The 26,304-nt window shown below is 68.5% G+C and carries 18 protein-coding genes; 9 read left to right on the top strand and 9 right to left on the bottom strand.

Features of this window, described 5'->3' with window-relative positions:
- The first annotated feature begins 85 nt into the window (after positions 1-85).
- The 3 genes from ACFP2T_RS28160 to ACFP2T_RS28150 all read left to right on the top strand — a co-directional run bounded on the left by ACFP2T_RS28160 (position 86) and on the right by ACFP2T_RS28150 (position 4,307).
- The gene (locus ACFP2T_RS28160; protein ID WP_377426756.1) at positions 86-931 is read left to right on the top strand and encodes a universal stress protein; all 846 of its coding nucleotides are present in this window, start codon (positions 86-88) and stop codon (positions 929-931) included.
- A gap of 57 nt (positions 932-988) precedes the next feature.
- A complete protein-coding gene (locus ACFP2T_RS28155; RefSeq protein WP_377426754.1) occupies positions 989-3,361 on the top strand; it encodes a phosphoketolase family protein in 2,373 nt (790 codons plus the stop codon).
- A gap of 178 nt (positions 3,362-3,539) precedes the next feature.
- The gene (locus tag ACFP2T_RS28150; RefSeq protein ID WP_377426752.1) at positions 3,540-4,307 is read left to right on the top strand and encodes a CPBP family intramembrane glutamic endopeptidase; all 768 of its coding nucleotides are present in this window, start codon (positions 3,540-3,542) and stop codon (positions 4,305-4,307) included.
- A gap of 73 nt (positions 4,308-4,380) precedes the next feature.
- Here ACFP2T_RS28150 and ACFP2T_RS28145 read toward each other — a convergent pair whose 3' ends face one another.
- From ACFP2T_RS28145 to ACFP2T_RS28135, 3 genes are read right to left on the bottom strand one after another with little or no spacing between them, the layout of a single operon-like run.
- On the bottom strand, positions 4,381-5,181 hold the full coding sequence (locus tag ACFP2T_RS28145) for a leucine-rich repeat domain-containing protein (RefSeq protein WP_377426750.1): 801 nt from the start codon (positions 5,179-5,181) through the stop codon (positions 4,381-4,383).
- A 33-nt stretch (positions 5,182-5,214) separates the two neighbouring features.
- A complete protein-coding gene (prfH, locus tag ACFP2T_RS28140) occupies positions 5,215-5,841 on the bottom strand; it encodes a peptide chain release factor H (protein WP_377426747.1) in 627 nt (208 codons plus the stop codon).
- Positions 5,838-7,040, bottom strand: coding sequence for an RNA ligase RtcB family protein (locus tag ACFP2T_RS28135; protein ID WP_377426745.1), 1,203 nt, complete (start codon positions 7,038-7,040; stop codon positions 5,838-5,840). Before ACFP2T_RS28135 ends, prfH begins: the two co-directional genes overlap by 4 nt.
- Positions 7,041-7,230: 190 nt before the next feature.
- Here ACFP2T_RS28135 and ACFP2T_RS28130 point away from each other — a divergent pair, with 190 nt between their 5' ends.
- Complete coding sequence (locus tag ACFP2T_RS28130; protein WP_377426743.1) at positions 7,231-7,476, top strand: hypothetical protein; 246 nt, start codon at positions 7,231-7,233, stop codon at positions 7,474-7,476.
- A 116-nt stretch (positions 7,477-7,592) separates the two neighbouring features.
- On the opposite strand, the gene ACFP2T_RS28125 is transcribed toward ACFP2T_RS28130, so the two are convergent.
- Positions 7,593-8,126 (bottom strand): GNAT family N-acetyltransferase, encoded by a 534-nt coding sequence (locus ACFP2T_RS28125; protein WP_377426741.1) that lies wholly within the window; start codon positions 8,124-8,126, stop codon positions 7,593-7,595.
- A gap of 60 nt (positions 8,127-8,186) precedes the next feature.
- On the opposite strand from ACFP2T_RS28125, the gene ACFP2T_RS28120 reads away from it, so the two are divergent.
- Both ACFP2T_RS28120 and ACFP2T_RS28115 read left to right on the top strand, forming a co-directional pair.
- Positions 8,187-8,723 carry an NUDIX hydrolase gene (locus ACFP2T_RS28120; protein ID WP_377426739.1) on the top strand — a complete coding sequence of 179 codons (537 nt, stop codon included), beginning with the start codon at positions 8,187-8,189 and terminating at the stop codon, positions 8,721-8,723.
- A 103-nt stretch (positions 8,724-8,826) separates the two neighbouring features.
- Entirely contained in the window at positions 8,827-9,648 is an 822-nt protein-coding gene (locus ACFP2T_RS28115; RefSeq protein WP_377426736.1) for an SAM-dependent methyltransferase, read from the top strand.
- 21 nt (positions 9,649-9,669) lie between these two features.
- On the opposite strand, the gene ACFP2T_RS28110 is transcribed toward ACFP2T_RS28115, so the two are convergent.
- On the bottom strand, positions 9,670-10,293 hold the full coding sequence (locus ACFP2T_RS28110) for a mycothiol-dependent nitroreductase Rv2466c family protein (RefSeq protein ID WP_377427008.1): 624 nt from the start codon (positions 10,291-10,293) through the stop codon (positions 9,670-9,672).
- Positions 10,294-11,107: 814 nt separating this feature from the next.
- On the opposite strand from ACFP2T_RS28110, the gene ACFP2T_RS28105 reads away from it, so the two are divergent.
- Both ACFP2T_RS28105 and ACFP2T_RS28100 read left to right on the top strand, forming a co-directional pair.
- Positions 11,108-11,920: a helix-turn-helix domain-containing protein gene (locus ACFP2T_RS28105; RefSeq protein ID WP_377426734.1), complete on the top strand. Its 813-nt coding sequence runs from the start codon at positions 11,108-11,110 to the stop codon at positions 11,918-11,920.
- Positions 11,908-12,099 (top strand): DUF397 domain-containing protein, encoded by a 192-nt coding sequence (locus tag ACFP2T_RS28100; RefSeq protein WP_377426732.1) that lies wholly within the window; start codon positions 11,908-11,910, stop codon positions 12,097-12,099. Before ACFP2T_RS28105 ends, ACFP2T_RS28100 begins: the two co-directional genes overlap by 13 nt.
- Here ACFP2T_RS28100 and ACFP2T_RS28095 read toward each other — a convergent pair.
- The gene (locus ACFP2T_RS28095) at positions 12,050-12,670 is read right to left on the bottom strand and encodes a hypothetical protein (RefSeq protein WP_377426730.1); all 621 of its coding nucleotides are present in this window, start codon (positions 12,668-12,670) and stop codon (positions 12,050-12,052) included. The two genes, ACFP2T_RS28100 and ACFP2T_RS28095, sit on opposite strands and share 50 nt — an antisense overlap.
- A gap of 111 nt (positions 12,671-12,781) precedes the next feature.
- Complete coding sequence (locus ACFP2T_RS28090; protein WP_377426727.1) at positions 12,782-13,195, bottom strand: nuclear transport factor 2 family protein; 414 nt, start codon at positions 13,193-13,195, stop codon at positions 12,782-12,784.
- 149 nt (positions 13,196-13,344) lie between these two features.
- Here ACFP2T_RS28090 and ACFP2T_RS28085 point away from each other — a divergent pair, with 149 nt between their 5' ends.
- A complete protein-coding gene (locus tag ACFP2T_RS28085; RefSeq protein WP_377426725.1) occupies positions 13,345-14,001 on the top strand; it encodes a TetR/AcrR family transcriptional regulator in 657 nt (218 codons plus the stop codon).
- A 786-nt stretch (positions 14,002-14,787) separates the two neighbouring features.
- On the opposite strand, the gene ACFP2T_RS28080 is transcribed toward ACFP2T_RS28085, so the two are convergent.
- Together ACFP2T_RS28080 and ACFP2T_RS28075 are read right to left on the bottom strand one after the other, a co-directional pair.
- Positions 14,788-21,816 carry a polymorphic toxin-type HINT domain-containing protein gene (locus tag ACFP2T_RS28080; protein WP_377426723.1) on the bottom strand — a complete coding sequence of 2,343 codons (7,029 nt, stop codon included), beginning with the start codon at positions 21,814-21,816 and terminating at the stop codon, positions 14,788-14,790.
- A gap of 106 nt (positions 21,817-21,922) precedes the next feature.
- Complete coding sequence (locus tag ACFP2T_RS28075) at positions 21,923-25,441, bottom strand: LamG-like jellyroll fold domain-containing protein (protein ID WP_377426721.1); 3,519 nt, start codon at positions 25,439-25,441, stop codon at positions 21,923-21,925.
- Positions 25,442-26,304 lie beyond the last annotated feature (863 nt).

The following is a 26,304-nucleotide window of genomic DNA, read 5'->3' as shown; positions in this document are numbered from 1 at the left end:
GGAACGCCCGGATACCCTCGGCAGGTGACTCGATACGCCACGTCATCGGAGGTCGGCCGGTGGGCCGGCTGACCGCGTGCCTGCGGTGAGCCCCCCGCACGAGACGCCGGTCGTGGTCGGAGTCGACGACTCCCAACTCAGCATGACGGCGGTACGGCTGGCGGCCCGGGAGGCGGCGCTGCACTCGCGTCCGCTACGCATCGTGCACGCGTTCAACTGGGTCGCGGACCCCTCGGAGCCGATGCCGGAGGAGCCCCGCAAGCCCGCCGAGGAGTTACTGGACCGGTCGATCCGGACTGCCGCCGAGGCCCAGCGGCAGATCACCGCGACCTCCGCTCTGATCGAAGGGCCGGTCATCACCACACTGCTACGCGAGTCGGGCTCGGCCGCGCTCCTGGTGATCGGCGACGGTGGGCTGACGGTCAACCCCGACGTACCCGCCGACTCGGACGCCACCGCCGTACAGATCGCCGCCCGCGCCGGATGCAGCGTGCTGGTCGCCCGGGAGACGCTCCCGTCGACCGGGCCGGTGGTGGTCGGCGTGGACGGCTCCACCAGCTCACTAGGGGCCCTGGACTTCGCCTTCGACACCGCCTCTCGGCACGCGACCGACCTCGTCGTGGTGCAGGTCTGGGATCCGGACGAGACGACCGGTGACCTTCCGGCGGAGGCGGTCGGACAACTGGCCGAGGCGGTCGCGCCCTGGCAGCGGAAGTACCCGTCGGTATCGGTCAGACAGCAGGCGCGGATCGGTGACCCGGAGGCGGCGCTGACGGAGGAGGCCAGCCGGGCCGAGGTCGTGGTGGTCAGTGCCCGGGGCGACGAGCCGTGGCGGGGGATGCTCGGCGCGGTCAGCCAGGCGATGCTCTACCACTCCCCCGCCCCGGTGATCGTCGTACGCGGCTCGCACGGCTTGTACATACAGGAGTGAGCTGGTGAGATCGCCGTTCGGGTCGCGAATCCGGCCGACCCGCGAGAGGGTCGGGAGATGAAGACCTCGCTGGACCCGCACCTCCGGCTGACCGACGAGGAGCTGAGGCGGATCGACGCCTACTGGCGGGCGGCCAACTATCTCAGCGTCGGGCAGATCTACCTGCTGGCCAATCCGCTGCTGCGCGAGCCGTTGACCCGGGAGCACATCAAGCCCCGGCTGCTGGGCCACTGGGGCACCGATCCGGGGCTCAACCTGGTCTACGTACACCTCAACCGGGCCATCGTGGCGCGCGACCTGAACGCGATGCTGGTGACCGGGCCCGGTCACGGCGCCCCGGCGATCATCGCGAACACCTGGCTGGAGGGGACCTTCACCGAGGTGTACCCGTCGGTGAGCCGGGACGAGGCCGGGATGGGCCGGCTGTTCCGGCAGTTCTCGTTCCCGGGCGGGATCCCGAGCCACGTCGCGGCGGACGTGCCGGGGTCGATCCACGAGGGCGGCGAACTGGGGTACTCGCTGTCGCACGCGTACGGGGCCGCGTTCGACAATCCCGACCTGCTGGTGGCGTGCGTGGTGGGCGATGGCGAGGCGGAGACCGGGCCGCTGGCCGCCAGTTGGTTCTCCGACGTCTTCCTCAATCCCGCGCGCGACGGTGCGGTGCTGCCGATCCTGCACCTCAACGGATACAAGATCGCCAACCCGACCGTGCTCGCCCGGATCCCGCCGGACGACCTGCTGTCGATGCTGCGCGGCTTCGGCTACCAGCCGTACCTGGTGGCGGGCGACGAGCCGGCCCGGGTACACCGGGAACTCGCGGCCACCCTCGACCGGGTGCTCGACGAGATCGCCGAGATCCAGCGCCGGGCCCGTGGCGGCGAGCGGATCGAACGGCCGCGCTGGCCGATGCTGGTGCTGCGTACCCCGAAGGGCTGGACCGGGCCGGCCGAGGTCGACGGGGAACGGATCGAGGACACGTTCCGGGCCCACCAGGTTCCGTTGGAGGGCGTACGGGACAACCCGGAGCACCTGGCCCAGTTGGAGCGGTGGCTGCGCTCGTACCGGCCGGAGGAGTTGTTCGACGCGACCGGCGCGCCGGTCGCGGACCTGGCCGGACTGGCGCCGCGCGGGCACCGGCGGATGAGCGCCAACCCGCACACCAACGGCGGCACCGTGCTGCACGACCTGGTGCTGCCCGACTTCCGCGACCACGCCGTCGTGGTGGACCGGCCCGGCGAGCCGATGATCGGCGCGACCGGGGCGCTCGGCGGCTGGCTCCGGGACGTGATCACGGCGAACCCGGACCGGTTCCGGCTGTTCGGACCGGACGAGGTCGAGTCGAACGGGCTGGCGGACGTCTTCGACGTCACCGACCGGGCCTTCCTGGGTCGGATCGAGCCCGGCGACGACCATCTCTCCCCCACCGGACGGGTGATGGAGGTGCTCTCCGAACACCTCTGCCAGGGCTGGCTCGAAGGCTATCTGCTGACCGGTCGGCACGGCGTCTTCACCAGCTACGAGGCCTTCGTCCACATCGTCGACTCGATGCTGAACCAGCACGCCAAATGGCTCAAGGTCACCCGTGACATCCCGTGGCGTCGACCTCTCGCCTCGCTCAACTACCTGCTCTCCAGCCACGTCTGGCGGCAGGACCACAACGGCTTCTCCCACCAGGATCCCGGCTTCATCGACCACGTCACCAACAAGAAGGCCGAGATCGTCCGGGTCTACCTGCCGCCCGACGCCAACACCCTGCTCTGCACGATGGACCACTGCCTGCGCAGCCGGCACTACATCAACGTCGTCGTCGCCGGCAAGCAGTCCGCGCCGACCTGGCTCTCGATGGAGCAGGCGGTGCTGCACACCCAGCGCGGCCTGGGAATCTGGGACTGGGCCAGTACCGACACCGGCCGCGAGCCCGACGTCGTGCTCGGCTGCGCGGGTGACGTACCCACGCTGGAGACCCTCGCCGCCGCCGACCTGCTCCGCCAGCACCTGCCCCAGTTGCGGGTCCGGGTCGTCAACGTCGTCGACCTGATGCGGCTGCAACCCGCGACCGAGCACCCGCACGGGCTGCCGGACGCCCAGTTCGACACCATCTTCACCCGCGACAAGCCGATCATCTTCGCCTACCACGGCTACCCGTGGCTGATCCACCGGCTCACCTACCGGCGTACCAACCACGACAACCTGCACGTCCGTGGCTACCGGGAGGAGGGAACCACCACCACACCGTTCGACATGGTCATGCTCAACGACCTCGACCGGTTCCACCTGGTCATGGACGTGATCGACCGGGTACCCGGCCTCGCCACCCGGGCCGCCCACCTCCGCCAGACGATGGCGGACGCGCGGCAGGAATGCCGCGACCACACCCGCCGGTACGGCGAGGACCACCCCCAGGTCGCCCAGTGGCAGTGGCCCGGCTGACCGGAACCGCCCGGCCCGGCTGACCGGCGGCACAGGGGGTCGCACGGCCGTCGTCGCGGCCACCGCACAGAGTCGAGATGTTTGCCGGGGTGTGGCAGTCTCGCTGCTTGTGCGCGATATCGGCTCTCCTGTGGTGTCGGTGCCCTTCCAGGGCGCCCGCTCCACCGATCTTCGGACAATGCTCACCGGAGCCTGCATCGTCGCCCTGGGCGCATGCACCGCCGTGCCGATCCGTCCGGAGGCACCCGCCCGGACCGCGATCGTCGGCGTCGCGGTGGCCGTACTCGTCGTCGCTGCGGGTCTCCTGCGCTCGCCGGCGGCGATCCGCGCGGCGGTCTTCATCGGACCGCTCTTCGGCTGCTTCGCGGTGGGGATTCTCGGTGGCTGGCCCCCGGCGGTCACCACGGTCCTGGTCTGCGTACTTCCGTTGGCGTGTCTGCTGCTCGCCGGTCGTCACGCCGCGCTGGGTCCGGCCGCGCCCTGGCTGGCCCGCGGGTCGTTGACGCCCGAGGCGCCGTGGCTCGGCCTGGGCACCGTGGTCCTCAGCGCGGCGGCACTCACGGCATGGGCGCTCACGGTCCGGCCCGAGCCGGCCGAATACCTGCGGGAGCTGCGGAACCTGCCGCTCGGGCTCGCGATCCTGGGCATCGTGGCGTTCGCCGCGATCAATCCGGTCTGGGAGGAGATGCTCTTCCGGGGGGTGCTGCTGACCGAACTCGCGGCGGTCTGGGGCCCCAGGGTCGCGGTGGTGCTGCAAGCCGGGTTGTTCGGGGTCGCGCACTTCGCCGGCTTTCCGTCCGGGGTCGTCGGGATGGTCATGGCCGGAGCCTGGGGGTTCGCCCTGGGCCTCATGCGGCTGCGCAGCGGCGGCATCCTGATCCCCTACCTGGTCCACGTGACCGCCAACGCGACCATCGGCACGCTCGCGGTGCTGATCCTCCGCTGAGCCCGCTGAGTCGGCTGAGTCGGCTGAGTCGGCTGAGTCGGCTGAATCCGGTGCCGACGCGCGCCGGGCGGGCTCAGCGGCCGGCCGGGGGCTGGACGAGGTCGGGGCCGCCGGTGTGCGGTGTCGGAACATAACCCTTGTGCGGCTGCGGCAGCGCCGCCACGCATGCCGTGGAGCACGCGTTGACCAGGAACGGCAGCACGTCCGTGCCGACCGCTCGGGAGATCCAGACCTGGTGCACCTCGCGGTCGACCGGTTGGTCGCAGACACTGCACGTCCGGATGCGGTCGGCTCCCCACACGCCGGGGTCGAGCGCGTCGAAGTCGGCCTCGGCCGCCGTGGTCACCGGCCGCAGGCTCGGGAACGGCGGCCGGAACTTGAAGTTGCCGTACAGGACGCGGGTGCTCACCGTGCTGGAGCGGAGCTTCGTGCACCTGGTCAGCTCGTACGGGTACCAGTGCAGGCGATGCGAGGTGTACGGATCGAACTCCTCAAGGTTCGTCATCGCCCCGATCTCCGGCGGGATCCGTACCAGGTTGGTGCCGTAGAGGACCAGGTGCCTGACCTCGGTCAGCTTCGCGATCGTCGGCGGCAGGGTGACGATCTGTCGCCGATGCCCGGCGCTCAACTCCACGAACGGCTTGAAGAGCGCCCGTCCGTCGGCCGCCGCCTCGTCGATCAGCTCCAGCAGCCGTTGCCAGGCCTCGCCCGAGGTGTCCTGTCGCTCCCCGTGGAACTCCACCGTCGCCGGTCGGGTGGCCGGCGAGTGGCCGACACATCGGCAACTGTCCCGGCTCGGCTCCGGCCCCTGTGGACCGACCGCGTCCGCGAAGCGGTTCGAGAAGACGGCCGGCGTGGTTTCCTCGTCACCCATTCCGGGAGCGTATCGAGGCAGGGGACCGAGCCGTCACACCGGTCGCTCGACGCGGGTGGGGTTGCCGCGCACGAGTTCGTCGTGGATGCGCCAGCGGGCGGTGGTGACGGCGCGGCCGGCGGCGGTGTCGGTTTGCGCGATGCGCCGCCGGATCAGCTCCAGGGCGAGGCGGCGGTTCTGGCTGAACTGCCGTTCGGTGTCGACCACGACGACGATCCCCGAGGGCCGGTGGGTCGCCCGCACCGCCGTGCTGGCCTTGTTCCGGTGCTGCCCGCCGGGTCCGCCGGTACGGCAGGCGACGATGTCGACGTCCGACTCCGCGAAGGGTGTCTGCGGGACGTCGACCTGGCAGGGGCGGGCGGTGACGTACCAGTTCTTGCGGCCGGTGCTCGCCCGGTACGGGCTGGGCGCCTGCCAGCACAGGGTTCCGGTCCAGGAACCGATGAACTTCTCGGCACCGTTCCCGGAGATCTCCACCAGGACCGACTGGTAGGTGCCGTTCCGATCCCCGGGGACGGCCTCGGTCCGATGCGTCGCCAGCCCTTGCCGGGCGGCGTCGGCTTCCAGTCGACGCAGTAGCTGGGCGACCGCCCAGGCGCACTCCTGCGGGCCACGCCCGGCCGACAGGAGCAGGTGGCCCCGGTCGGCTGCCGCGCTCACGACCGGCCCCGGGTACGGCGGTGTTCCTGGCGGCCCCGTCGGGAGGTGGACCCGGCGTCGCCCCTGGACCGGTCGAGAGTCTTGTACGTGACCAGCGGGACCGTCGTGGCGACGGGTGTGGCCAGGCCGTGGTCGACAAGGTCGGCGATCACCTGTTCGATCCGCTTGTACGCCGTCGGCGCCTCCTCGAACAGCAGTTGGCGGTCGCCGCACACCACGATCGACCCCACCGGAGTACGGCGCAGTTCCTCGACCGTGTGCTTGGCCCGGCCCCGGAGCAGGGCGTCGGCGCGGGACATCTTGCGGCCCGCCCCGTGCGCCACCGACCGGTTGGCCTCCGGCCCGGCGTGCGCGGCCACCAGGTGGGAGTAGGTGCCCCGGGTGCCGGCGATGAGCACGTCGCGGCCGTCACCGGGCGCGGCGCCCTTGCGGTGCAGGTACACCCCGTCGCGGACCTCGACCAGGTTGTGGCTCTGGTCGACGATCGGCTCGGTGGGCTCGGCGCCCAGGGCGTGCAGGACCCGGGCGGCGAGAAGCCGGCGGTTGACCGATCCCCAGCGCACGGCGTCGTCGTGCATGGCGAGGTAGGCGGCCGGGTCGGCGGCGGGACCCGCGCCGTGCCGCTCGGTGTGCGCCCGCAGGATCCGCTCGCCCAGTCCCCGCGAGCCACTGTGGACGATGAGGACGACGTCCCCGGCGGCGAGCCCGAGCCGGGTCGTGTGGCCCGGGTCGAGGACGTCCTGGATCCGCGCCAGCTCCACGAAGTGGTTGCCCCGGCCGACCGTTCCCAGACCCTCGACATGACCGCCGGGAATGCCGCCGTCCACGACGGCCCAGGCCGGGTCGTCGGCATCCCGATCCGGATCCAGGGCGCGGTCGAGGTCGGGGAACCGGCCGGCGAGCCGCTCGGGTACGACGCGCTTCAGGTCGACGGGGAAGACGGCGATGCCGCAGCCGATGTCGGACCCCACCAGGTGCGGGTACAGCACGGTCGACGCCATGGCGGCACCGATCGGGGCACCCTTGCCGGGGTGCAGGTCCGGCATGGCGGCGACGTGGATCATGCCATCGAGGGCGGCCACCTGGTGGCACTGCACGACGGCATCGGACTCGATCCAACTGCGCTCGGAGGCGAACACGGTGACGGTGGCCGATTCCGTGGTACGGGTCGGCGGCGGCAGGGACTCCTGCTGTGACAAGGACGTTCTCTTCCTCGGAGGGTACGGACGGACGGAGCCACGGCTCACCGGGGCGCGGGGTGGCGCTGCCGGGGGCTCGGGCTGGGCGAGGTGCTGCCGTCAGAACGTCATGCGCCCAACTGTCCGGTAAACCCGCCAGGCGCGGCAACCGGTTTTCGGCCTATCGTCGAATCGAGGGAGAGGAGGCGCGGTGATCCCGACCTTGATCCTGATCGGCGTGCTGTTCGGACGCTGGTGGCGGACGGCACTGGTCGGCTCGGCTCTGGGGTGGCCGATCATGCTCGTGGTCACCGGCGTCACGGGGGTCGAACCGGGACTGGTCGGCGCGTCCGGACTGGCGATCCTGAACACCGGCGTCGGCGTACTGGTCCACCAGTCCGTCCGCTGGGCGGTCAGGGAGGTACGCCGATCCCCGACCCCGCGTTCCGGCACCTGACGGCCCCGACCGGCACTGTCACAGCCCCGGTCGGCGTGACGTGCGGGCTGCTACCGGGTCGGAGCGTACAGAGCCAGACGTTCCGGTCCTGGTCGAGCCGGTCACGCACGTACCGGTCACACTCCTGCGGCAGGCACCCCCACCTCCCCCGCGAGGGCGTGCAGCAGGTCGCCGTCGAGGCGCATCACCGCGATCTCGTCGAGCGCCCGGGCGTGCAGCCGGGCGTAGAAACGCAACGCCGGATCGTTCGTGTGCAACACCCACCACTCCAGCCGGGCGCCACCTCGGCGTACGGCCAGCTCGGCGAGGTGGGCGAGCAGCGCCCGTCCCAGCCCGCCGCCCCGGTGCTCGGGACGGACGTACAGGTCTTCGAGGTGGATGCCGGGGCGGCCGAGCACGGTGCTGTAGGTGGGATAGAACAGGGCGAACCCGGCCGGCAACCCGTCGACGGTGGCGACCACGGCCTCGGCGACGGCGTGCGGACCGAACAGCGCCGCCGTCAGGTCCGCCGGCTGGGCGGTGACCTGCCCGGGAAACTGCTCCGCCTCGGCGAGTTCGTGTACGAAGCGGTGCAGTACGTCGACGTCGCCCGGTTCCGCCGGTCGGATGATCGGCTTTCCCCTGGGCACGACGAGATCCTGATCAAGCATGTACGCATAGTGCCTCACCTGGGCGTTCATCGACTACACCGCTGCTGGTTGGATGGGCGGGTGACCGAGCAGTTGCCCCGTTCCGCGGATGAGTTGCTGGACATCGTCGACGAGTACGACCGGGTGGTGGGGCAGGCACCGCGCGGCGAGGCGTACGCGCGCCGACTGCGGCACCGTTGCGTCTTCGTACTGGCCCGGAATCCGGCGGGGCGGATCTTCGTGCACCGCCGTACCGCCGAGAAGCTCGTCTTCCCGTCCCGGTACGACATGTTCGTGGGTGGGGTGGTCGGCGCGGGCGAGTCGTACGACGAGGCGGCCCTGCGCGAGGCCGAGGAGGAACTCGGGGTCTCCGGGCTGCCCGCCCCGGTTCCGCTGTTCACGTTCCTCTACGAGACGCCCGAGCACACCTGGTGGTCCGCCGTCTACGAGGTGCGTTGCACACCGCCGGTCGAGCCGCAGCCGGAGGAGGTCGCCTGGCACACCTTCCTCGGCGAGGAGGAGCTGCACCGGCGGCTCGCCGAGTGGGCCTGGGTGCCGGACGGCCTGGAGGCGTACCACCGGCTTCTCGCCTGGCGGCGCGAACGGACAGAAGGATGACACCGGGGCCGGTCCGCTCGGGATGATGCTCGCGGCCGGCACGCATTACGCTGCGTCGCACCGGCACCATTCCGTCTCGCCTCGCCCGGAAGGACGTTCTCCGTTGACCGACAACCCGGAACCGGCCGTCCCGATCGGGAAGCCTCCGTCCATCCTCGACACGACCGCTCCGCACAGCGCCCGGGTCTGGAACTACTGGCTGGGCGGCACGGACAACTTCGAGGCCGATCGCCGGCTCGGCGACCAGGTCCGGGAGGTCTTCCCGGGGGTCGTCGAGGTCGCCAGGGTCTCCCGGGCGTTTCTCGTCCGGGCAGTCACGCTGCTCGCCGGTGAGCGGGGAGTCCGCCAGTTCCTGGACATCGGCACCGGGTTGCCGAGCGCCGACAACACCCACGAGGTCGCCCAGCGGATCGCCCCGGAGTCGCGGATCGTCTACGTCGACAACGATCCCCTGGTGCTGATGCACGCCCGGGAACTGCTCGCCAGCAGCCCCGGCGGGGTGATCGACTACCTCGACGCCGACGTGCACGAGCCGGACAAGATCGTGCGCGGTGCCGCCCGTACCCTGGACTTCGACCAGCCGATCGCGCTGATGATGCTGGGAATCCTCGGCAACGTGCTCGACTACGACCGCGCCCGGGAGATCGTGGCCCGGCTGGTGGACGCACTCCCGTCCGGCAGCTACCTGGTGGTCAACGACGGCACCAATGTCGTCGACCGCGAGGCGAAGGACGCCGCGACCAAGATGTCGTTCGAGGCCGGCACGCCGTACGTCTCGCGCAGTCCGGCGGAGCTGACCAGGTTCTTCGACGGCCTGGAGTTGCTGGAGCCCGGTGTCGTCTCCACGCCGCGCTGGCGCCCCGGGCCCGGTGTCGAACTGCCCGACGAGGTGGACGTGTTCTGCGGGGTCGCGCGCAAGCCCTGATGGACCGTGGCCAGGCGGCAGTCAGCCCGGATAGTCGAGCTGCGGCTCCGCGTGCGGCGCACCCTTCAGCTCGTGGAAACCGGGTACGCCGGCCACCAGCAGCGTTCCGTCCCAGAGCCGCCCGGCCTCCTCGCCGAGAGGGATCCGGGAGATGACCGGGCCGAAGAAGGCGACGCGCCGGCCGTCGGGTCCGGTCGCCGCGATGATCGGCGTGCCGACGTGCTCGCCGACCAGGCCGATCCCCTCGGCGTGCGAGGCCCGGACCGCGTCGTCGTACTCCGTCGACGTCCCGACCTCGGCGAGTTCGGGCGGCAGTCCGGCGGCGGTCAGCGAGGCGTGCAGCTCGCCGAGCCAGTTCCCGTCGCCACGTGCGACGGTCCACATCGCGGTGTAGAGCCGGCCGAGCGCCTCCTGACCGTACTTCTGCCGGACGGCGGCGCAGATCCGCACCGGCACCCAGAGGTAGCCGTCGGGGTCGCCCTCCGGGTCGTCGTCCCGGCCCTCGTTGAGCACCGACAGGCTCATCACGTGCCAGCGCACCTCCACCGGCCGGACCTTGGCCACCTCCAGCAGCCACCGCGAGGTCGTCCAGGTGTACGGGCAGGCGGGATCGAACCAGAAGTCGGCGATCGTGCGTTCCGGCACCGGTGGCTCCCTTCGCTCGTCCGCCGACCCTACTCGGCTGCGGTTGCGGGCGATCCGCAGTCGTGGCTCCGCCCAGCCGAGGAATCGGGCGTACATGGCCTTCGGGTCGGGTCCGGCGGCCGGATTGAGCCGGTGCAGGTCGGCGATCGCCTCCTGCATCGTGCTGGCGAGGAAGACGGAGAGTCCGACCGGGTCGGCGACGTAGTCGAGCGGGAGCAGGGTACGGGCGGTCAGGCAGGGCCAGTCGGTCGCGCACACCCGGCAGAGCCAGATCGGCCGCCGTGGCACGTGTGGGCGGACCGGACCCGCCGCACTGCTGGCCGTACCCGGGCCGCCGGTCATCGACTCTGCTCAGCGGCCGGCACTCCAGCGGAGAGCCGCCACCGTGGCCCCTGGTTGGTCGACCGGTTCGAGGGCCGGCGGACCGCCGAGCCCGCCCCGAGCGTCGGAGGCGGGAAGGGCATCGGGCGCTGCGGCACGCTGTCCGGGCAACGCCACCGGAGGCCACACCGGCAGTAGCGCCAGAGCCGCCGCCAGTCCCGGCGGTGTCGATCTTTCGGGGTACGACGTAGCCAACTCATCCCGGCCCTCCTCGCTCGACTGGAAGGGGAGGCCGTCCGACGTTGCCGCCCCGGGCGGCCTCCCACGCGGTTCCGCCCGTCCTCTCGGCAACTCCCGAGCAGTTCCGCTGGTGACACTCTGCTGCGACTGCCCTACTCTCGGAAGCCATCGACCACGGCCTCGGCATGCTCTCGGCGGGGATCGTCGTCACCGACCGTGCCCATTGGAAGCTTCGGAAGACTGTGGAGGAACTGTGGCGGACGAGCCGACACCCACGGCGGACCTGATCCGCGCCCAACTACGCCGGATGCGGGCCACCGCCCACCTCAGCCAGGAGGAGTACGGAAGACGCGCGAACTACTCCGCTTCCATGGTCTCGGCGGTGGAACTGGGCCAACGCCCGCTGGACGAGGTGTACCTCTCCCGCGCCGACATGGTGTTCGGCACCGGTGATCTCTTCGTCTCGCTCCTGAAACTGGCCGCCCGGGACGGCGAGCCAACCTGGTTCCGTCCTTGGCTGGAGGCCGAGCGGGCGGCGAAACAACTGCGCTGCTTCGAGCCGATGTTGATCCCCGGGTTGCTTCAGACCGAGGACTACGCCCGAGCGGTCATCCGTGGCGACGTCACACTCACCGAGGACGAGGTGGAAGCCCTCGTCGCGGCTCGCCTGGCTCGCCAGGCCATCCTGGACCAGGAGCATCCGCCCCAGGTCACCACCGTGCTCGACGAATCGGCGCTGCGCCGGTTCAGCGAGGAGCACGCCACGGTGATGGCCGGACAGCTCTCCCACCTGATCCAGTTCGCCAAGCGACCGAACGTGAGCGTGCACGTCATTCCGATCAAGGTCGGCCTGCACGTCGGGCTGGAAGGCTCGTTCGTGCTGGCCCGGTCGGACGACGGCGGCTGGGTCGGCTTCATGGACAACCAGCTCGGCGGGACCGTGGTGGACCGCATCGAGGATGTGGAGACTCTCCTGGCAAGGTGGGAGAGTGTTCGTAACGTCGCCCTGCCCACCTGGCAGTCGATAGAGCTGATCGAGGAAGTGATGAGGTCATGGACAACCTGACCGGCGCCCGGTGGCGCAAGTCCACCCGCAGCGGTTCCAGTGGCAACAACTGTGTGGAGGTGGCGGACAACCTGACCGGAGTCGTACTCGTCCGGGACAGCAAGGACCGCGACGCCGGAAACCTCGCTTTCACCCCGTACGCCTGGCGGGCCTTCGTCCGGAACCTGTCCGCCACCTGAGGTGTGTACAGGCGGCCTCGGTGGCGGACTCCCGCCGTGAACCAGCGGCTCGACGGCGCAGCCTGCGCACCAGGAACCATCCAGCCAGCCCCCAGACGAGCACGACCACTGGCGGGACGACCAGGTTCCCCAGTACGGCGGTGGGGAACCCGGCACCGTAGACAACGGCCCCTCCGGTGTCCCGTGCGGGCACGGACGATCCGATCTCGATCTGAACGGGGACGTCGGCCAGCTTCACGTCTCGCCGGACGACCGACCGATCGGTGCTCACGAAGGTTCCGCGCCACTGCCGGTCGCGGACCGCCGGCCCGCCGGCCCACATCGACTCGGCGGTGAACGAACCTGCTGTGCCGCCCCCGGTCGCCGCCCGCCACGACGGGCCCAGTTCGTCCAGTGCCTGCCCGACGCCGAGCGCCGAGAGCGTCGCGAACCCGGCGACCAGCAGTCCCGCCAGGAGTTGGCCGACGGTCCGGCGTACCCGCCGAGCGCCGGAACCCGACGACATCAGGAACCAGGTCACCCCGAGCCACGCCGCGAGAAACCCGAGCAGCAGGAGCAGGGGCGCGGCCACCCCAACATCGTATCCACGGTGCCGGGTCTTTTGATCTGGGCGAATCCCCTTGAGAGCCTCACAAATATGGGCGCAGCTACCGGATCGCGGCTGGCACGGCTCCGCGCTGTGTTACGTCGACGTCGTGGGGGCCGCGTTGACGGCTGCGACAAGCCCGTCGAGCTGGCCGCGGATTCGAGCGGCGGAGAGATGGTCGAAGTAGTCGTGGGAGCTGACAATCTCGCCATTGCGCACCCGGAGCACGAAGATGCCGGGCAGTGCGAATCGCTCCCCGGTGTCAGCGACGGTGCCCTGATACTCGAACTCGGCGATGATGACCTCAGGATCGGTTGTTTCGTGGATGGTGATGTTGGCCGCGCGACGGTGCAGCCGGGGGCTGGCGTCGGTCGGCCGGAAGTGCTCGCGAAGTTCGTCGCGGGTGCGCAGCGCGGGGGCACGAAGCGGGTCGAACGGGTGCACGACGTGGGTCTGTTCCGCGTAGAGGCTGGGAAGTTCGTCCCAACGACCCTCCGCAACGCCGTCCACGAGCGCCAGGAAGACCTCTCGCGGGCTAAGGGGTCGAGCCATGCGATTCTCTGTCATCGGCGTGGGTCCGTCCGCGAACGAGTATGATCCGAAGTCTCCGCTCCGATTATACGGAGTCACGACTTCGCATATCAAGCAGGCGAGGAGCGATGAGTACCTCCGACATGAGCCAGACTGGCGACGGGCGGGCGCGACGCGTCGATGCGCGAGCCAACCGCGGGCGCATCCTGGACGTTGCCGAAGAGGTCTTCGGCAAGGGCGGCGAGTCCGCGTCGACGGAGGAGGTAGCCCGCCTGGCCGGGGTTGGCATCGCCACGGTCTTCCGCCACTTCCCCACCAAGGCAGCACTGCTGGAGGCCGTTCTCGTCAGGCGGTTCGATCGCCTGCGCGAGCAGGCCGAAGCGTTGCTCGTTACCACGGATCCCGGCACCGCATTCTTCGACTTCTTTCGCCACCTCGTCGCCGACGCGGTAACGAAGATCGCCATAACCGAGGCTCTGCTCGACGCCGGCGGCGACAGCGACGGCGAAGCCACTCAAGCATCGAACGAACTACGCCGAGCCGTCGGCGCGCTTCTCCAGCATGCCCAGCAAGCCGGCGCCGTTCGGGACGATGTCGAATTACCCGAGGTCTACGCCTTGCTAGTTGCCACCTCCCGAGCCGCCGCACACACAAACCTCGACGACGAGGTGAAAGCCCGCGCGCTCGCCATCGTCTTCGACGGCCTCGCGCCACACCCGAACGCACGGGCGCAAACACACCACCAGCCCGAACTGCCCCAGCCCCATAGCCAACCATCTACATGACGATCCCAGGCGGTCGTACCAGATAATGCGGCCTGCTTTATCACCATACGGCCCCGCGCGCACGCCCACCCAAACGCCGAGGCGCCAGCAACGCGAACCCCGGAACCCGGACGGAGCCTCTATGTTCGCCGCCCGAAGCCGACCATTTACGCACAACCAGCGACTGGCGGAGCGTCACTACACGATACGGCGCCGTCAGGCTGCCAGCCTCTGGCATGGCGTGCGAGCCCGTCGCGCCGAATCCCAACGTGCTGCAGGCACAAATCGAGATCAATAGATTTATATGATCATCTGACATCAGCCGTGACAGCAACCGGCGCGAACGCAGGCGTCCACAAGCGCCCGAGAGCGAGAAGACGATCCAGAACGGCTATTACTCGCGCACAATCGGAGGCTTCCACATGATTCCTTCATCAGCGAGCCGACTAGTGATCCAATCGCGGCCCATCTGATCGGCCAATTGCCACGCGTAATAAAAAGGACGCTCTCGCAGCGCGATCCGACGTAACGATGCACGAAATCCTTGCGTCCGGCGCGAAGTATCTGGAAAGTTGTGGCACAGATCTGCAAGCCACCCGATACAAGCTACGTAATCATCGCCCGGCCACCATTCCATAGGCTTCCGTCTCCGCGCCATGGCGCGGATCTCAAGCAAAGCAAGGTTCTTCAGGATGGAACCAGCTTCGCAGTCACCCAAAGCCCTCACCAAATCGCTCCTCTCCCGCAAAAGAGCGGCCCTAGTGCCGCGCAGGGCCGCTCTTTTGAAATGCATACGCCAGCTCGATGTCAGCCACTCCCTGGCCAAAGATGAATGTAGATCGGCGTGGCGTCGGTAATTCCGGGGTAATTGTCGCTACTAGCCCGCCGAATCAACTCGGCCGCCCTGTGATTACCTTCAATTAGATAGTTGTCTTCGTCATGATATCTTAGGAGACTCATATCCCCGCCGGCGGGCTGAGTTGTACTCCTGATGAGCTGCTCATCCGTCATGGACCTCACGGCAGATCCCTTGGCGGGGTCGGATATCCAATTACCGTTCGCATCCACATTGTCATGCCCGATTCCACGAAGATTCCCGACAGTAGCATTCGGCTCGCGGACGGCACTGGATCCCGACTTGCCGCCTCCAAAAAGACGCGAGAGGAAGCCTCCACCACCAGATGGGCAATTGTGAACCAGGACCGGCGTCGCGCCGGCGATTACATAGTACGTGTGGATGTCGGCGATGTTGAGGTTGTGTACCTGGGCGATTTGTGCCCATCGTTGGACAGCGGTGATCTGTACGTGGGTACCGGCGGAGGTTTGCAGCCACTGGCCTGGGGCGAGGTCGGTGGCGTCGCGCCACTGTCCGAGTTCTGGTACCCAGAAGGGGTGTCCGTCGGTGGCGATCACGTTGCCCGTCGCATCGCCGTCCTCTCCGTCGTTGTCGACGGTGATCCGGACGAGGTTCTTGCTTCCTACGCCGATGATCGTCGCGGCGACAGCCTTGGCGGCTGTTTCTCCGGTTTCCGGGTCGGTGGCGAGGACGATGTCCCCTGCCTCAACGTCCTTAATCGCTCTGGTCGTGCCGTCGGCCATGACCACTCGGGTTTCACGCGTGAAGCTGTTACCGAGACAGCTTGTAGGAACGGCACGCCCGGCTAGACGCCCGGCGATACCCGCCCCGACGCCACCGGACACGGCGCCGAGGGTTCCGCTCAGGAGTGCTTCGCGAGCGATCTGCCCGTCGCTTTCCTCTTCGGCGTCGAGGAGATTACCGACGTAGGAATCGACGATGCCACCGATGGCGCCGCTGATGACCGCGCACCCGACCGCGCCCGTACCGCCCGTACCGACGGTGCAGGCCACGCCGACAACGACACCGACGACGATGCCGGCGGCCAGGCCGACCTTGTCCGCATTGCGGCACCAGAAGCTGGCCTTGCACTCGCGCTGCTTACGCGCACGTTCGCGTGCTTCTTCGACCGGCTTCTGCGAACCCACCCTGTTCTTGCTCTTGGTGTCGGGCCAGTTACCCTTGTTGATCTTGGGATTGGCCTTGGGGACGTTGCTGCTGCACTCGTAGTCGCCGGTGCCGCCACCGCAGTCGGGCCGCATCCCCGTGGGGTCAGAACTGGTGATCGGGCTGTTGTAGGCGTAGGTGTAGGCGTTCCACTGTTGCGGGTCGGTCAGGTCCATGACCGGGTCGACGGAGATGAACCGGCCGAGGGTCTTGTCGTAGTGCCGTGCGCCGATGTTGACCAGACCGGTGGGGTCGTTGTCACCGCCGACGAAGCTCTTGCTGTTGACCCAGACAGGATTCTCGCCGCGGCCGTCGCCGTAGGGGGTCTGGCGGCGGACGGTGACAGCCTGGGTTCCGGCGTTGATGGCGACCTGTTGGGTTCCCTGGTGGTCAGGGTAGAGCCAGGTCAGGCTGGTGATCGCGGAGCTGCCGGTGCGGCTGGCACAGACGGTGCCGGCGAAGGTGTAGTAGCGGGTTCCGGTGTTGATGCCACCTTCGCGGCGGATCTCCTGCCCGGGTAGGTAGAGGGTGGTTCCGGTGGCGTCGCGGCGGATCAGCCGTACGCCGTCAGGGTCGTAGATATTGGTTTCGATGGTCTGCCCACCGGTGGTGACGGTGGCGAGTTTGCCCTCGGCGCTCCAGTTCAGGGTTTGGCTGCCCGCTGCGGTGGTGCAGTCGTTGGCGGTGGTTCCCGACGGCCGGCAGATGGTGTTACCTGCCTCGTCGTAGCCGTACTTCGACACCACGGCCGGTTGTCCGGGGGCGGTGGTGGACATCTGGGTCACGGCGTGTGGCCGGACGACGCCCTGCCCACCCTCCGGCAGGGTGTAGTCGCGGGTGGTGTCGCCACCGGCGGTGTGGCTGGTCTCGGTCAACCGTGAGCCGGTCGAGTCGAAGGTCCAGTCGTGCCAGTACGGTGCCGGCCCGCCCAGGTTGGCGACGGTCGGGTCGGGCTTGCAGTCCACTCCGCTCTTCGGGGTCCAGGCGGTGGTCAGCCGGCCGAGCGCGTCCTGCCGGAAGCACTGGGTGTCCGTCTCGCCTACCTGGGGTGTCTCGGCAATGGACGTGATGTTGCCGGCGTCGTCGTGCTCGTAGTTCCGGTCGGAGACCGTACCGGCGACGGTTTCGCGCTCCACGGTGGTGCGCTTGACGCGTCGAGTGCCTTCCTCCCGGTAGACGACGTCCTTCGTGTATTTGCCGCCGGGCATCTTGTAGATCGCTCCGGACCGTTCTCCGAAGGCCGTGTATGAGGCGGTGGCCATGGTGCCCGCCGAACCGGTGAGGCTGGTGTCCAGCCGGGTCGGCATACCGGTCGTCGAGTCGTAGTCGGTCGTCAGCTTCTCCGTGACGAGCCCACCGGCCCCGGGATACGAGATCGACGTCTGGGTCCCGGTGAATTCCGAGTAGCCGTACGCGTAGGTGTAGGTCGCATCCAGACCCGTCTCCACCGCCGGAATGACGTAGTCGACCCCGCTCGGCTGGTAGCGGCTGTCGAACTGGGCCACCCGCCATCGATAGGCGTTACTCGAACCGGCCGGCTCGTACCGGATGGTCTGGGACAGGTGGCCCTTGAAGCCGGACTGGCCGGTGAAGAGACTGTCGTACTTCCACTCCGCGCGCAGCGCGCCGGTCGCGGAGCCGTCACGTAGTTGGGTCTTGCGGCCGATCTGGTCGTAGACGTACCACAGGGCCTCGTTGTTGGCGTCGGTGGTCTTGACGAGTTCGTTGAACTCGTTGTACGTGCTGGTGGTGGTGCCCTTGTCCGGGTCGGTGACCCGCCACTGGCGGCCCTGGGCGTCGTACTCGTTGACCCACTCGTTCCCGGCCGGGTCGATGCTCTTGACCAGCTGGTCCTTGCGGTTGAAGACGTAGCTGGTCTCCTGATAGGCCCCCGCGACACCCGCTGGCGTGGTGTGCTGGCGCACCGCGACGGTCCGGTCCTTGCTGTCCGTCACGGTGGTGGTCGGAGTCCCACCTTTCGGCGGAGTGACCTTCGTCAGGTCACCTTCGTGGCTGGTGACGGTGCGCCACTTCTCGACCAGGTTGGTGATCCCGTCGCCGGACAGGAAGATCTCGTTGGTGGCGCGAGAGGCGCGGTCGAAGAGGGTCTTCGACACCGCCGGTACCGACCACTCCGGTTCCCACCACAACGCGCCCGAGGGCGCGCCCGGCTCGGCGTGCGCGCCGTAGGAGGTCGCCGCTCGCCCGAACTCGTCGTAGATGGTGTCGGTGACCACCCGGTCACCGCTGCCGCCCAGCGAGATCGACTGGGTCTGCCGGGGACGCATCAGGGCGTCGAGAATCTGGAACGAGGAGATGTAGTTGCCGTCCGGGTTCAGCGTCAGCGACCGGACGTACGGGTACGCGTCGCGGCCCGGCGCGAGGGTGTAGCTGTACTGGGCCGACGGCCTGGTCAGGTTGGCACTTCTCGACCAGCCGAAGTCCCACACCTTCGCGACCCGTCCGAACGCGTCGTACTCCACCTCCGAGGTGGTCTTCTGATTCTGGTCGGTGCCCTTGGTGGTGGAGCCCCAGTACGGGTTGTACTCCTCGCTGGTGACCCACTTGAACGGGGCCGGTCCGGTGGTGGTGGCCTTGGTCACCGGCCCGCCGACGGTGGGGGTGTAGGCGGTGGAGGTGACGTTGCCCTTGATGTCGGTGTTGGTCAGCGGTCGGCCGGCGGGGTCGAAGGTGGCCTGGGAGGCGGTCTGCCACACCGTTCCAGTACCGGCCAACCAGTTTTCGAGCTGTTCGGTCCTGGTCACGGATCCGAACTTCGGCGCCGTGTCGACGCTGGCCGCACCGTCGTAGTAGCTGCGTGCGTCGGTGATTACGTCGTCGACGCTGGTCGGTGCCGTGCCGCATGCCAGAGCGGTGGTCGTGGTCTGCTTGACCATCTGGGTGAGGTTCTTGCCGAGGTTGCGGTTGTAGCTGTACGTGGTGCACTTCTCGTCGCCGGTCTTGCCGAAGTCGCCGTCGTCCTGTGACCAGTTGATCGTGCCGTACGTGTGGTCGAAGCTCTGGTTTCCTCGGGATACGCGCCAGCCCCGGTCCCCGTCGACACCGAGGGCGGTGGCGGTGTAGGTGGTCTGCGTGTCGGTGAACCGCGCCTCGACCAGGTCGCCGTTGATGGTGCGGCTGGCGGTCGGGTTGGAGCGCCACGGAACGTGCACGGTCTTGGACACCGGCTTGGTGTCGACACCGTTGTAGACGACCTGTTCACGGATTTGTCCGGCGAACTGGTCCTCGTCGTACACCGTCTCCGAGCCCAACGACGCGGGCACCGTCACCGTCCGGGTGCCGCCGGACGGGCTGGTCTTGTCGCCGTGCATGCCGCGCATGAAGGTGGTCACGGACAACGTCCGGGTGGCCGGGTCGTCACCGACCTGGGTCTTCACCTGGGCGTAACCGCGCCACTGGCTCCACGTCTTGCGGTCCGGCTTGGACAGGCCGTCGTCGTCGGCGTAGTGCCACGCGGGATTGCCCACGTACTCGTACCAGGTGTGCCTCGACGGCACCGGATGCTCGTTCGACAACTGCAGGTCGTCCTCGGCGACATGCTCCACGCGGTACTTGTGCCACCACTCGGTGACCAGCGCCTTGCCGGTCAGATCGTTGGGGTCGGGGACCTTCACCGGATAGCAGCGCTTGGTGTTGTTGTGCGGATCCAGGTTTTCGACCATCGCCTCGGTGCACTCGGGCCGGGAGTAGTCGACCTTGATCCGGCCGCCGGTCTCGGTGATGATGCTGGAGATCCGAAGCCAGTTGTCGGCGGTGCCGTGAGCGGTCAACACCCGGTTCGGCAGCGACTCGGCTTCGAAAGTGACCGGCGGCAGGTTCACCGCCGTGCCGCCCACCAGGCCCGCGTGGTCGATCCTGTCCAGCCACAGGCCCTCATGGGTGGCGTCCGCTGTCGCGGCGAAGGTGTGCGACAGCGTCCAGGACTCCACGTCCTGCCAGTCCGGCGTCTGCCTGGTCGTGTCCCACACGCGGGTGGTGATCTTCTTCAGCCGCTTCGTGGTCCAGAACGTCGGGGTGTACTGCTGCGGACACGATGTCGCCGACGCCTTGCAGTCCTGGTCCCACGGTGTGTCTTTCCAACTCGCCTTCACCGGGGCGGACTCGGTGCCGCAGTTGGAGGTGCAGCGCATGTCGGTCTCGAAGAGCACCTGGGCGTACGGCGTGACGTTGCGCTCGGTCACCTCGTGCGTCGTGGCGGTGCGGTCGTAGGTGCCGTAGTCGATCCGGGTCAGATTCCCGGCCCGGTCGTAGGTCACGTCGTTGGCATCGGTGTTGTTCTGGGCGTACTTGTTGGTCTCCTTGTCGTACCAGAACGACATCGTGTTGCCGCGCACGTCGACGACGTAGTCGAGGTTCCACCGCCACGCCTGGGCGCAATCGGAGCCGGCGTAGGTGCTCTCGTGGCACGGCTCCCCGGAGTGGTTGCCGTAGACCGGGACGGTCAGTGCCGAGTTCGTCTTGGCGCTCTGACCGGGCAGGCTGTGCAGTCCGAAGAAGTACTGGGTGCCGTCGGTGGTCGTCACCTTCCAGTACTCGCCGACATCCCCGTAATCCGGGTCGCCCGCGTCACCGTTCGACGCACCGGTCAGCTTCTCGATCTTCGACCCGTCCTCGCTGCGGGAATGCCAACCCTTGCCCGTCTGGAAGACCAGTTCTCCGCCGCGACCGTTGAGGCTCAACGTCGCGTTCTCCGACCGCCAACACTGCTCGCCGCTCGCGGCGGTGCTGTTCGCCCCGTTCTTCGAGTCCTCCGCGCACGGCACGTAGCGGCGTTCGATGTAACCGGGCGAGTAGTCGAAGCCCTCGCCGATCCACGACGGCTGGTTGTTGGTCACCTCCGACCGGCCGTCCACGGCCGAGGAGGAATAGGACAGCGCGAGGTCCGGTACCGGGCCTGTCGCCGGCGGCATCCGCAACGGGTAGTTCCACGAGAAGTCACCCGACGACCCACCGGCCGACCACGTCGACGACGGCGCCAGGCTGGTGGCACCGAAGTCACCGTCGCTGCCGGACGCGCCCGCCGCGAGCACCACGAACGAGCCGGCCGCCTCGGCCGCCGACCGGTCCAGCGACTCGGCTGCCGGCGACGGCCCCGCCGGCACGGCCACCTCCGCAGACGCCACACCCGCCGCGAGATCATTGGACGTACGCAGCGGCACCGACCGGCACGCCGGCGCTTCCGGGGTGGTGAGCGCGCACGCCGGTACCTGCCACAACCGCAGCCGCGAGGCCCACGATCCGCCGGCCGCGTACCGGAACCCGCTGTAGTCCACCGACAACCGCGCCGCGCCGCCCGTGGCCCCGGCCGGGGCGGCGACCCTCAACGCCAGGCCGTCACGCCACGCCTGCGGAACACTTTCGCGATCAAGCACCTGTAGATCCAGGCCCGACAGCCGCTCGCCGGCCTCGCCAGCGGCACGGCCCACCCACACCGGCATCTCCCCGGCCCGCGTTCCCCGACCGACAGCCGTGCGTGCGCTCTTCGCGGCCAGGTCGACCCGGGCGGTCGCCGGCTCGGGCCACACCGGCGTCGGAGCCGGCGCCGAGGTGACCCGCTTCTGCGACCAGGCCTTGGCCGTCACCGGCCCGCCATGGGCATCGAGCTTCTCCGCCGCAGGTGCCGCAGGCATTTTCGGGCCGGTGTCCGGCGCGGCCTGTGCCGGCCTACCCGGCACCAGCGCCACCAGCACCGCCGCGACAACCACCACGGCGACGGCAGAGCGCCGCCGGCCGGCGGCGGTGGAAAGGCTCCGACGTCCGCGCCGCGAACCGCGTGCCGACCCTGCGAACATCAGCTGTTCCTCCCCGGAACCGGAAGACGACTTCCACACCACGTCGTGAAACAGAGTCCATACGCAACCGGTAACTCGTGTACGGCGTGAGGTATCGCGCGTCCCGTCACCGTCGCCACAGGATCTGCCCGTTCGTGTCCAGCAAAACCAGGTCACCGTCGTCGCGGAGAACCAGGCGATCAGCAGTCGTGCCCCAGGTTTTGGTACTCCACAGGGCGACATTGGCCTCGCTGTAGAGCACCACGTTCCCGTCAGTCTGGAACAACAGGTCCGAGCCGGGATTTTCCCAGGTCGCGGTATCCCACAGTGGGTAGCCCGCCTGGTAGAGGACCAGGTTGCCATCGATCTGCATGAGGAGCTGATAGTTGCCGATGTCCGAACGGAGGTACTGGCCCGCGGTCATCTTCTGCCCACGGGTCAACACATTGGTGCCCGGGGTTGCAGGAATCTGCGCATTGAACCACTCGAACACCGACGCGTCGCTCATCGCCCCCTGGAAGACGGCGACATCGTCGATACCGCCGGTCCACTGGTCGACAATCTGGCCGTGCCACAACGTACGACCGACGAGCAGAGGCCCCGATGCCGCCATCGGCTTGAACGAGAGCGTCCGCTTGCCCTCCAGCTCGCCGTTGACATAAAGGCGGATCTCGTTGCGGGCGGCGTCGTACACGCCCATCAGATGCGTCCACTCACCGTCCTGCGCGAGCGAGGTCGAACTGACACCCGTCGAGACCGTGGGGTTGACATCTTCAACGCTCACGTTGAACTGCCATCTGCCCTCTGTGGAGGAGTACTTCAGCCAGGCGGTGCTCTCGTTCACCCCTCGTTGCGACAGTGCGGTGCGCATGCCGTCCAGACGATCCAGCATCACCCATACCGACATGGTGAACGAGTCCTGGGTACGCAGCACCGGCGTGTCCTGCCAGAGCGTGAACTCGTTTCCGTCGCCGTCGGGAGGCGTCGAACCCGTCTTGACCGCGCTACGGCCATACTCCTCGGACGGCTCGGTGTAGCCCTCCTCCGGGAAGTACTCGTAGTCCAGCCACAGACCGGAGTCGCTGACCGCGTGCCCCGCCCCGATGGCAGCCCCCCGGGTCAACGCCAACGACCGGCCCCACCCGGTCACCGTGTCCGGCGCCTCACAGGTGTCCTTGAGGTTGGCCAGGTAGCACGGTCTCGCGGCCTCGAAATCCCAGCCTCCGACCTGGAGCGGCGTCAGGATTCCCGGCTCGTTGAACCCGGCGGAGAGCGGGTCGGTCGCCACCTGTCCAGTGAAGTCGTGCGGCACCAGCACCCGGTCCAAGACCTGCACATCGGCGAGAGACCCGTTCCACCAGTTCTCCGCCGCGCCGGACCCGAAACCGCGGCCCAGCACGAACCTGCCCGACGCCGACCACGGCACAGCCGTGCGATCCGCCTCCGCCACCTGCTGACCGTTGACATACAGGCGGATCTTCTTCTCCGTCGCGTCGTACACGCCGGCGAGATGCGTCCACCGCCCCACATCGGCTGCGGTGATCGCCGCCGTGGAAACCACTGCCCGGGACGCGCTCGACTGCGCGGAGTTGTCCTTCATCAGGAACGACCAGTACGGCGTGAACGGGGTCCCCACGCGTCGCACGCCCAGGTCGAAGCCGGCCGCGTCCGGGCCCTCCTGGACGGCGACCTTCACATCAGCGTTGGGGATGGCATCGAGCCGCACCCAGGCGGCGACGCTGAACGAACCGGTGGTGTCCACCACCCTGGCGGCGGTCGTCGCGGCGGACGAGGAGCCGTTGAAGGTCGCGGTCTGCCCATTGACCATTCGCACGCCGTTCGCCCAGGTCACATTCGAGGCTGTCAGCGGCGAGTCGGTCGGCGCCGGCTGTCCGTCAGCCAGGGCCGCAGCCTGGTCGACGCCCGGGTAGGTCTGCAAGCCCCACCCGGCGATCGGCGGCGCCGGCCGCCCGACGGTGAACTCGACCGATCCGTTCCCCTGGTTCAACGTGGCGTCGATGGCCTTCACCAGCAACACGTTGCGGCCGAAGCTCAGCGCGGTCAGATCGACCTCCGCGTACTTGAGGTTCGTACCCTGGGCCGCGACCTCCCTGGTCGCGGCGTCCCAGCCATATCTGAACTTCGTCACGTCGGTGGCCGTCGACTCGAACCGGACCCGGCCCTTCTTACCGGGGCCTGCCGGCAACGTCACCACCTTCGCCGTGACCGGCGGCACCGTCGTATCCGCCTGGAACTGGCACCATGCCGACCACTGCCCGGTCAGCGAGTACGGCGCCTTGTCCGTGCCCTTGGCCCGGAACGCGTACGTCTTGCCGGTCACGATCGACACCGCGTTACTCGTCGCCCGCGCGTTCGGGGTAACACCGGTCTTGGCCGGCGGTGGAGTCCTACGCGTCGGCGACGTGTCGGTCACCGAGACCATGCCGCCGGCCGGAACCTCGATCCACTCGAACGACCCGGTCAGCGAGTCGCCCTTGTCGGCATCCGGGAACACCGCCGACAGGGTCGGACTCAACGTGCCAACCGTCAGGGCACCCGAAGCCGGACAGGCGACCCCGGCAACCTGCAACCCGTTGGGCGGCCCCGGCTTGGTGTCATAGTCCACATAGAGCTTCGCGTCATTGGGAAAGAACTTCTTCCACCGTTCCTGGGTCGCCTCGCCCGAGCCGTCCGCCGCACGAGCCGTGAACCCGACCGTAAGGCTGGATGCCCCCTCCGTCGCCACAGTCTGCAACCGACTGATCACTGCCGAACCCGAAAAGTTCATGATCATGTCTGGCTGGATGGACGTGCACCCGCCCGCTTCGTTCGCATGGCCGGAGGCGGTGGCCATCAGCGCCTTCAGCCCCGTCGACCACGACGCCTTCGGCGTCGCGTTGATCGCCGCAGCCCAGTACATCGACGTCACCGTGCTGTCACACGAATGCGAATGGTCAAGATTCATCTGCACGCGCGCCGTCTCGATGTGCTTGCCCTTCAACGACACACCGTTCGCCGTCGTCGAGAACTGGAAGAACGACCGGTACACAGCGCCGGTCTCCGGATTCAACCCCACCCGCGCCGAACTGTAGTCGGTGTTCGACGAACCGTTGTTGGTCGCGTACGCCCACTTGGTTTTGTATACGGACCAGGCCGGATCGACATACAACGGGAACACCGCGTCCGAGGCGCCGAGCAGCTCCGCATCGGGGCGCAGCAGCAGGTCGCCGCCCGACACCTCCACCTCCACCGGGGCGATCCGGGCAGCGTCGCCCGCCGCCGCAGGTGTCGACTCGACCTCCGTCGGCAACGCCTTCCGCCCGGCGGAACGCCCCGCCACCGCGCCGGTACGCGAGTCCCACATCACCGCTGGCTCCGCCGAGGCAATCACCCTGCTACCCACCACCGCCCGAAGCCGCCCGTCCGGACCGGAGTCCACCTGAACGTCCCCACCAAGCCCGAACCGGATCTGACGCACGGCCGGATTCGCCGCCGCACTCGCCGACTTGACCACGAGAACGTGGCTGAACCCCGTCCACGTCGCCCGCACCACCAGGTCCACATCGGGCAGCAGATCGGGATACGTCGCCGAGTCACCCGAAACGACAGGTGTGGGCAGAGCACCAGCCGGCCACGACATCTCCATCGTCTGACCGTCACGCGTAAGCGCTACCAACGGACCGGAGCCACCACCGGAGAACGCCACGTCGGCCACAGACACCGCCGGCCGCCAGCGACCATCCCCGCCACGAACCAACCCGAGGTCGACGTCCGCCCAGCCGCCCGCCTTACGAGCACGCTGCGGCACGACCCCGGACTCAAACCGCAGACGCCCATCCGGCTGCGCGACCACCTGCGCGAACTCCGTACGCGAACTTTCCACCACAACAGGTTCGTCGCAGGCCACAGCCACTGAGGACGCCTCAGCCTCCGAACCAGCAACCCCCGTACACGCCGGGGCCGCCGCAGCGGGAGTACGCCACGGTCCAGGAACGACCAAAGCACCCCCGGCGACCACCGCCACCACCCAGACAGCCTGCCTGCGGCACCACCGACGGCTCACGCCACACCCCTAACGCGATCACGGAGCAACGGCGAAGACCATACGCACTCTCCGCAGTCCTGCACCAACCCTGGGCAACAAGGTCAGAAACGATCAAGATCGGACAGCGAACCCGACCGCAGAACGGCAATGAGATGGGTTTACTACGGAACGTCACAGGATGTTATTCGTCTATATCGATTGTGTAACGTAGACCACATAGCCGGCCCGGCGAAAAGATGTCCCGGGCCGTACGCCAGCCCTGGATGCTCAGCGCGTCGATGAAGGCCCGCGCCTACTGGTCGCTGTAGGCCAGACCGACGACGAGGCCATACTCCCGCGTCGGCTGCCGCCGACTCCGATGTCGAATGGGACCCGGCGGTGCCGGATGGCGGTGGACGGGTTCGGGCTGATCGGCGACGACGGCCAGTCCGATGCCGGAGCCGGCCGGCAGGAATCCCTCTTCG

Source organism: Plantactinospora solaniradicis (assembly GCF_042658085.1).
GTDB classification, from domain to species: domain Bacteria; phylum Actinomycetota; class Actinomycetes; order Mycobacteriales; family Micromonosporaceae; genus Plantactinospora; species Plantactinospora solaniradicis.
Note: the sequence above shows the minus strand (reverse complement) of the source record. Positions and strands in the feature narration are given on the sequence as shown.

What these genes read in the sequence shown, in the direction of transcription:
- ACFP2T_RS28155 (WP_377426754.1), top strand. Translation starts at nt 989, where the DNA reads ATGAAGACCTCGCTGGACCCGCACCTCCGGCTGACCGACGAGGAGCTG.
- ACFP2T_RS28150 (WP_377426752.1), top strand. Translation starts at nt 3,540, where the DNA reads ATGCTCACCGGAGCCTGCATCGTCGCCCTGGGCGCATGCACCGCCGTG.
- ACFP2T_RS28145 (WP_377426750.1), bottom strand. Translation starts at nt 5,181, where the DNA reads ATGGGTGACGAGGAAACCACGCCGGCCGTCTTCTCGAACCGCTTCGCG.
- ACFP2T_RS28125 (WP_377426741.1), bottom strand. Translation starts at nt 8,126, where the DNA reads ATGCTTGATCAGGATCTCGTCGTGCCCAGGGGAAAGCCGATCATCCGA.
- ACFP2T_RS28100 (WP_377426732.1), top strand. Translation starts at nt 11,908, where the DNA reads ATGGACAACCTGACCGGCGCCCGGTGGCGCAAGTCCACCCGCAGCGGT.
- ACFP2T_RS28085 (WP_377426725.1), top strand. Translation starts at nt 13,345, where the DNA reads ATGAGTACCTCCGACATGAGCCAGACTGGCGACGGGCGGGCGCGACGC.
- ACFP2T_RS28080 (WP_377426723.1), bottom strand. Translation starts at nt 21,816, where the DNA reads ATGTTCGCAGGGTCGGCACGCGGTTCGCGGCGCGGACGTCGGAGCCTT.
- ACFP2T_RS28075 (WP_377426721.1), bottom strand. Translation starts at nt 25,441, where the DNA reads ATGGAGATGTCGTGGCCGGCTGGTGCTCTGCCCACACCTGTCGTTTCG.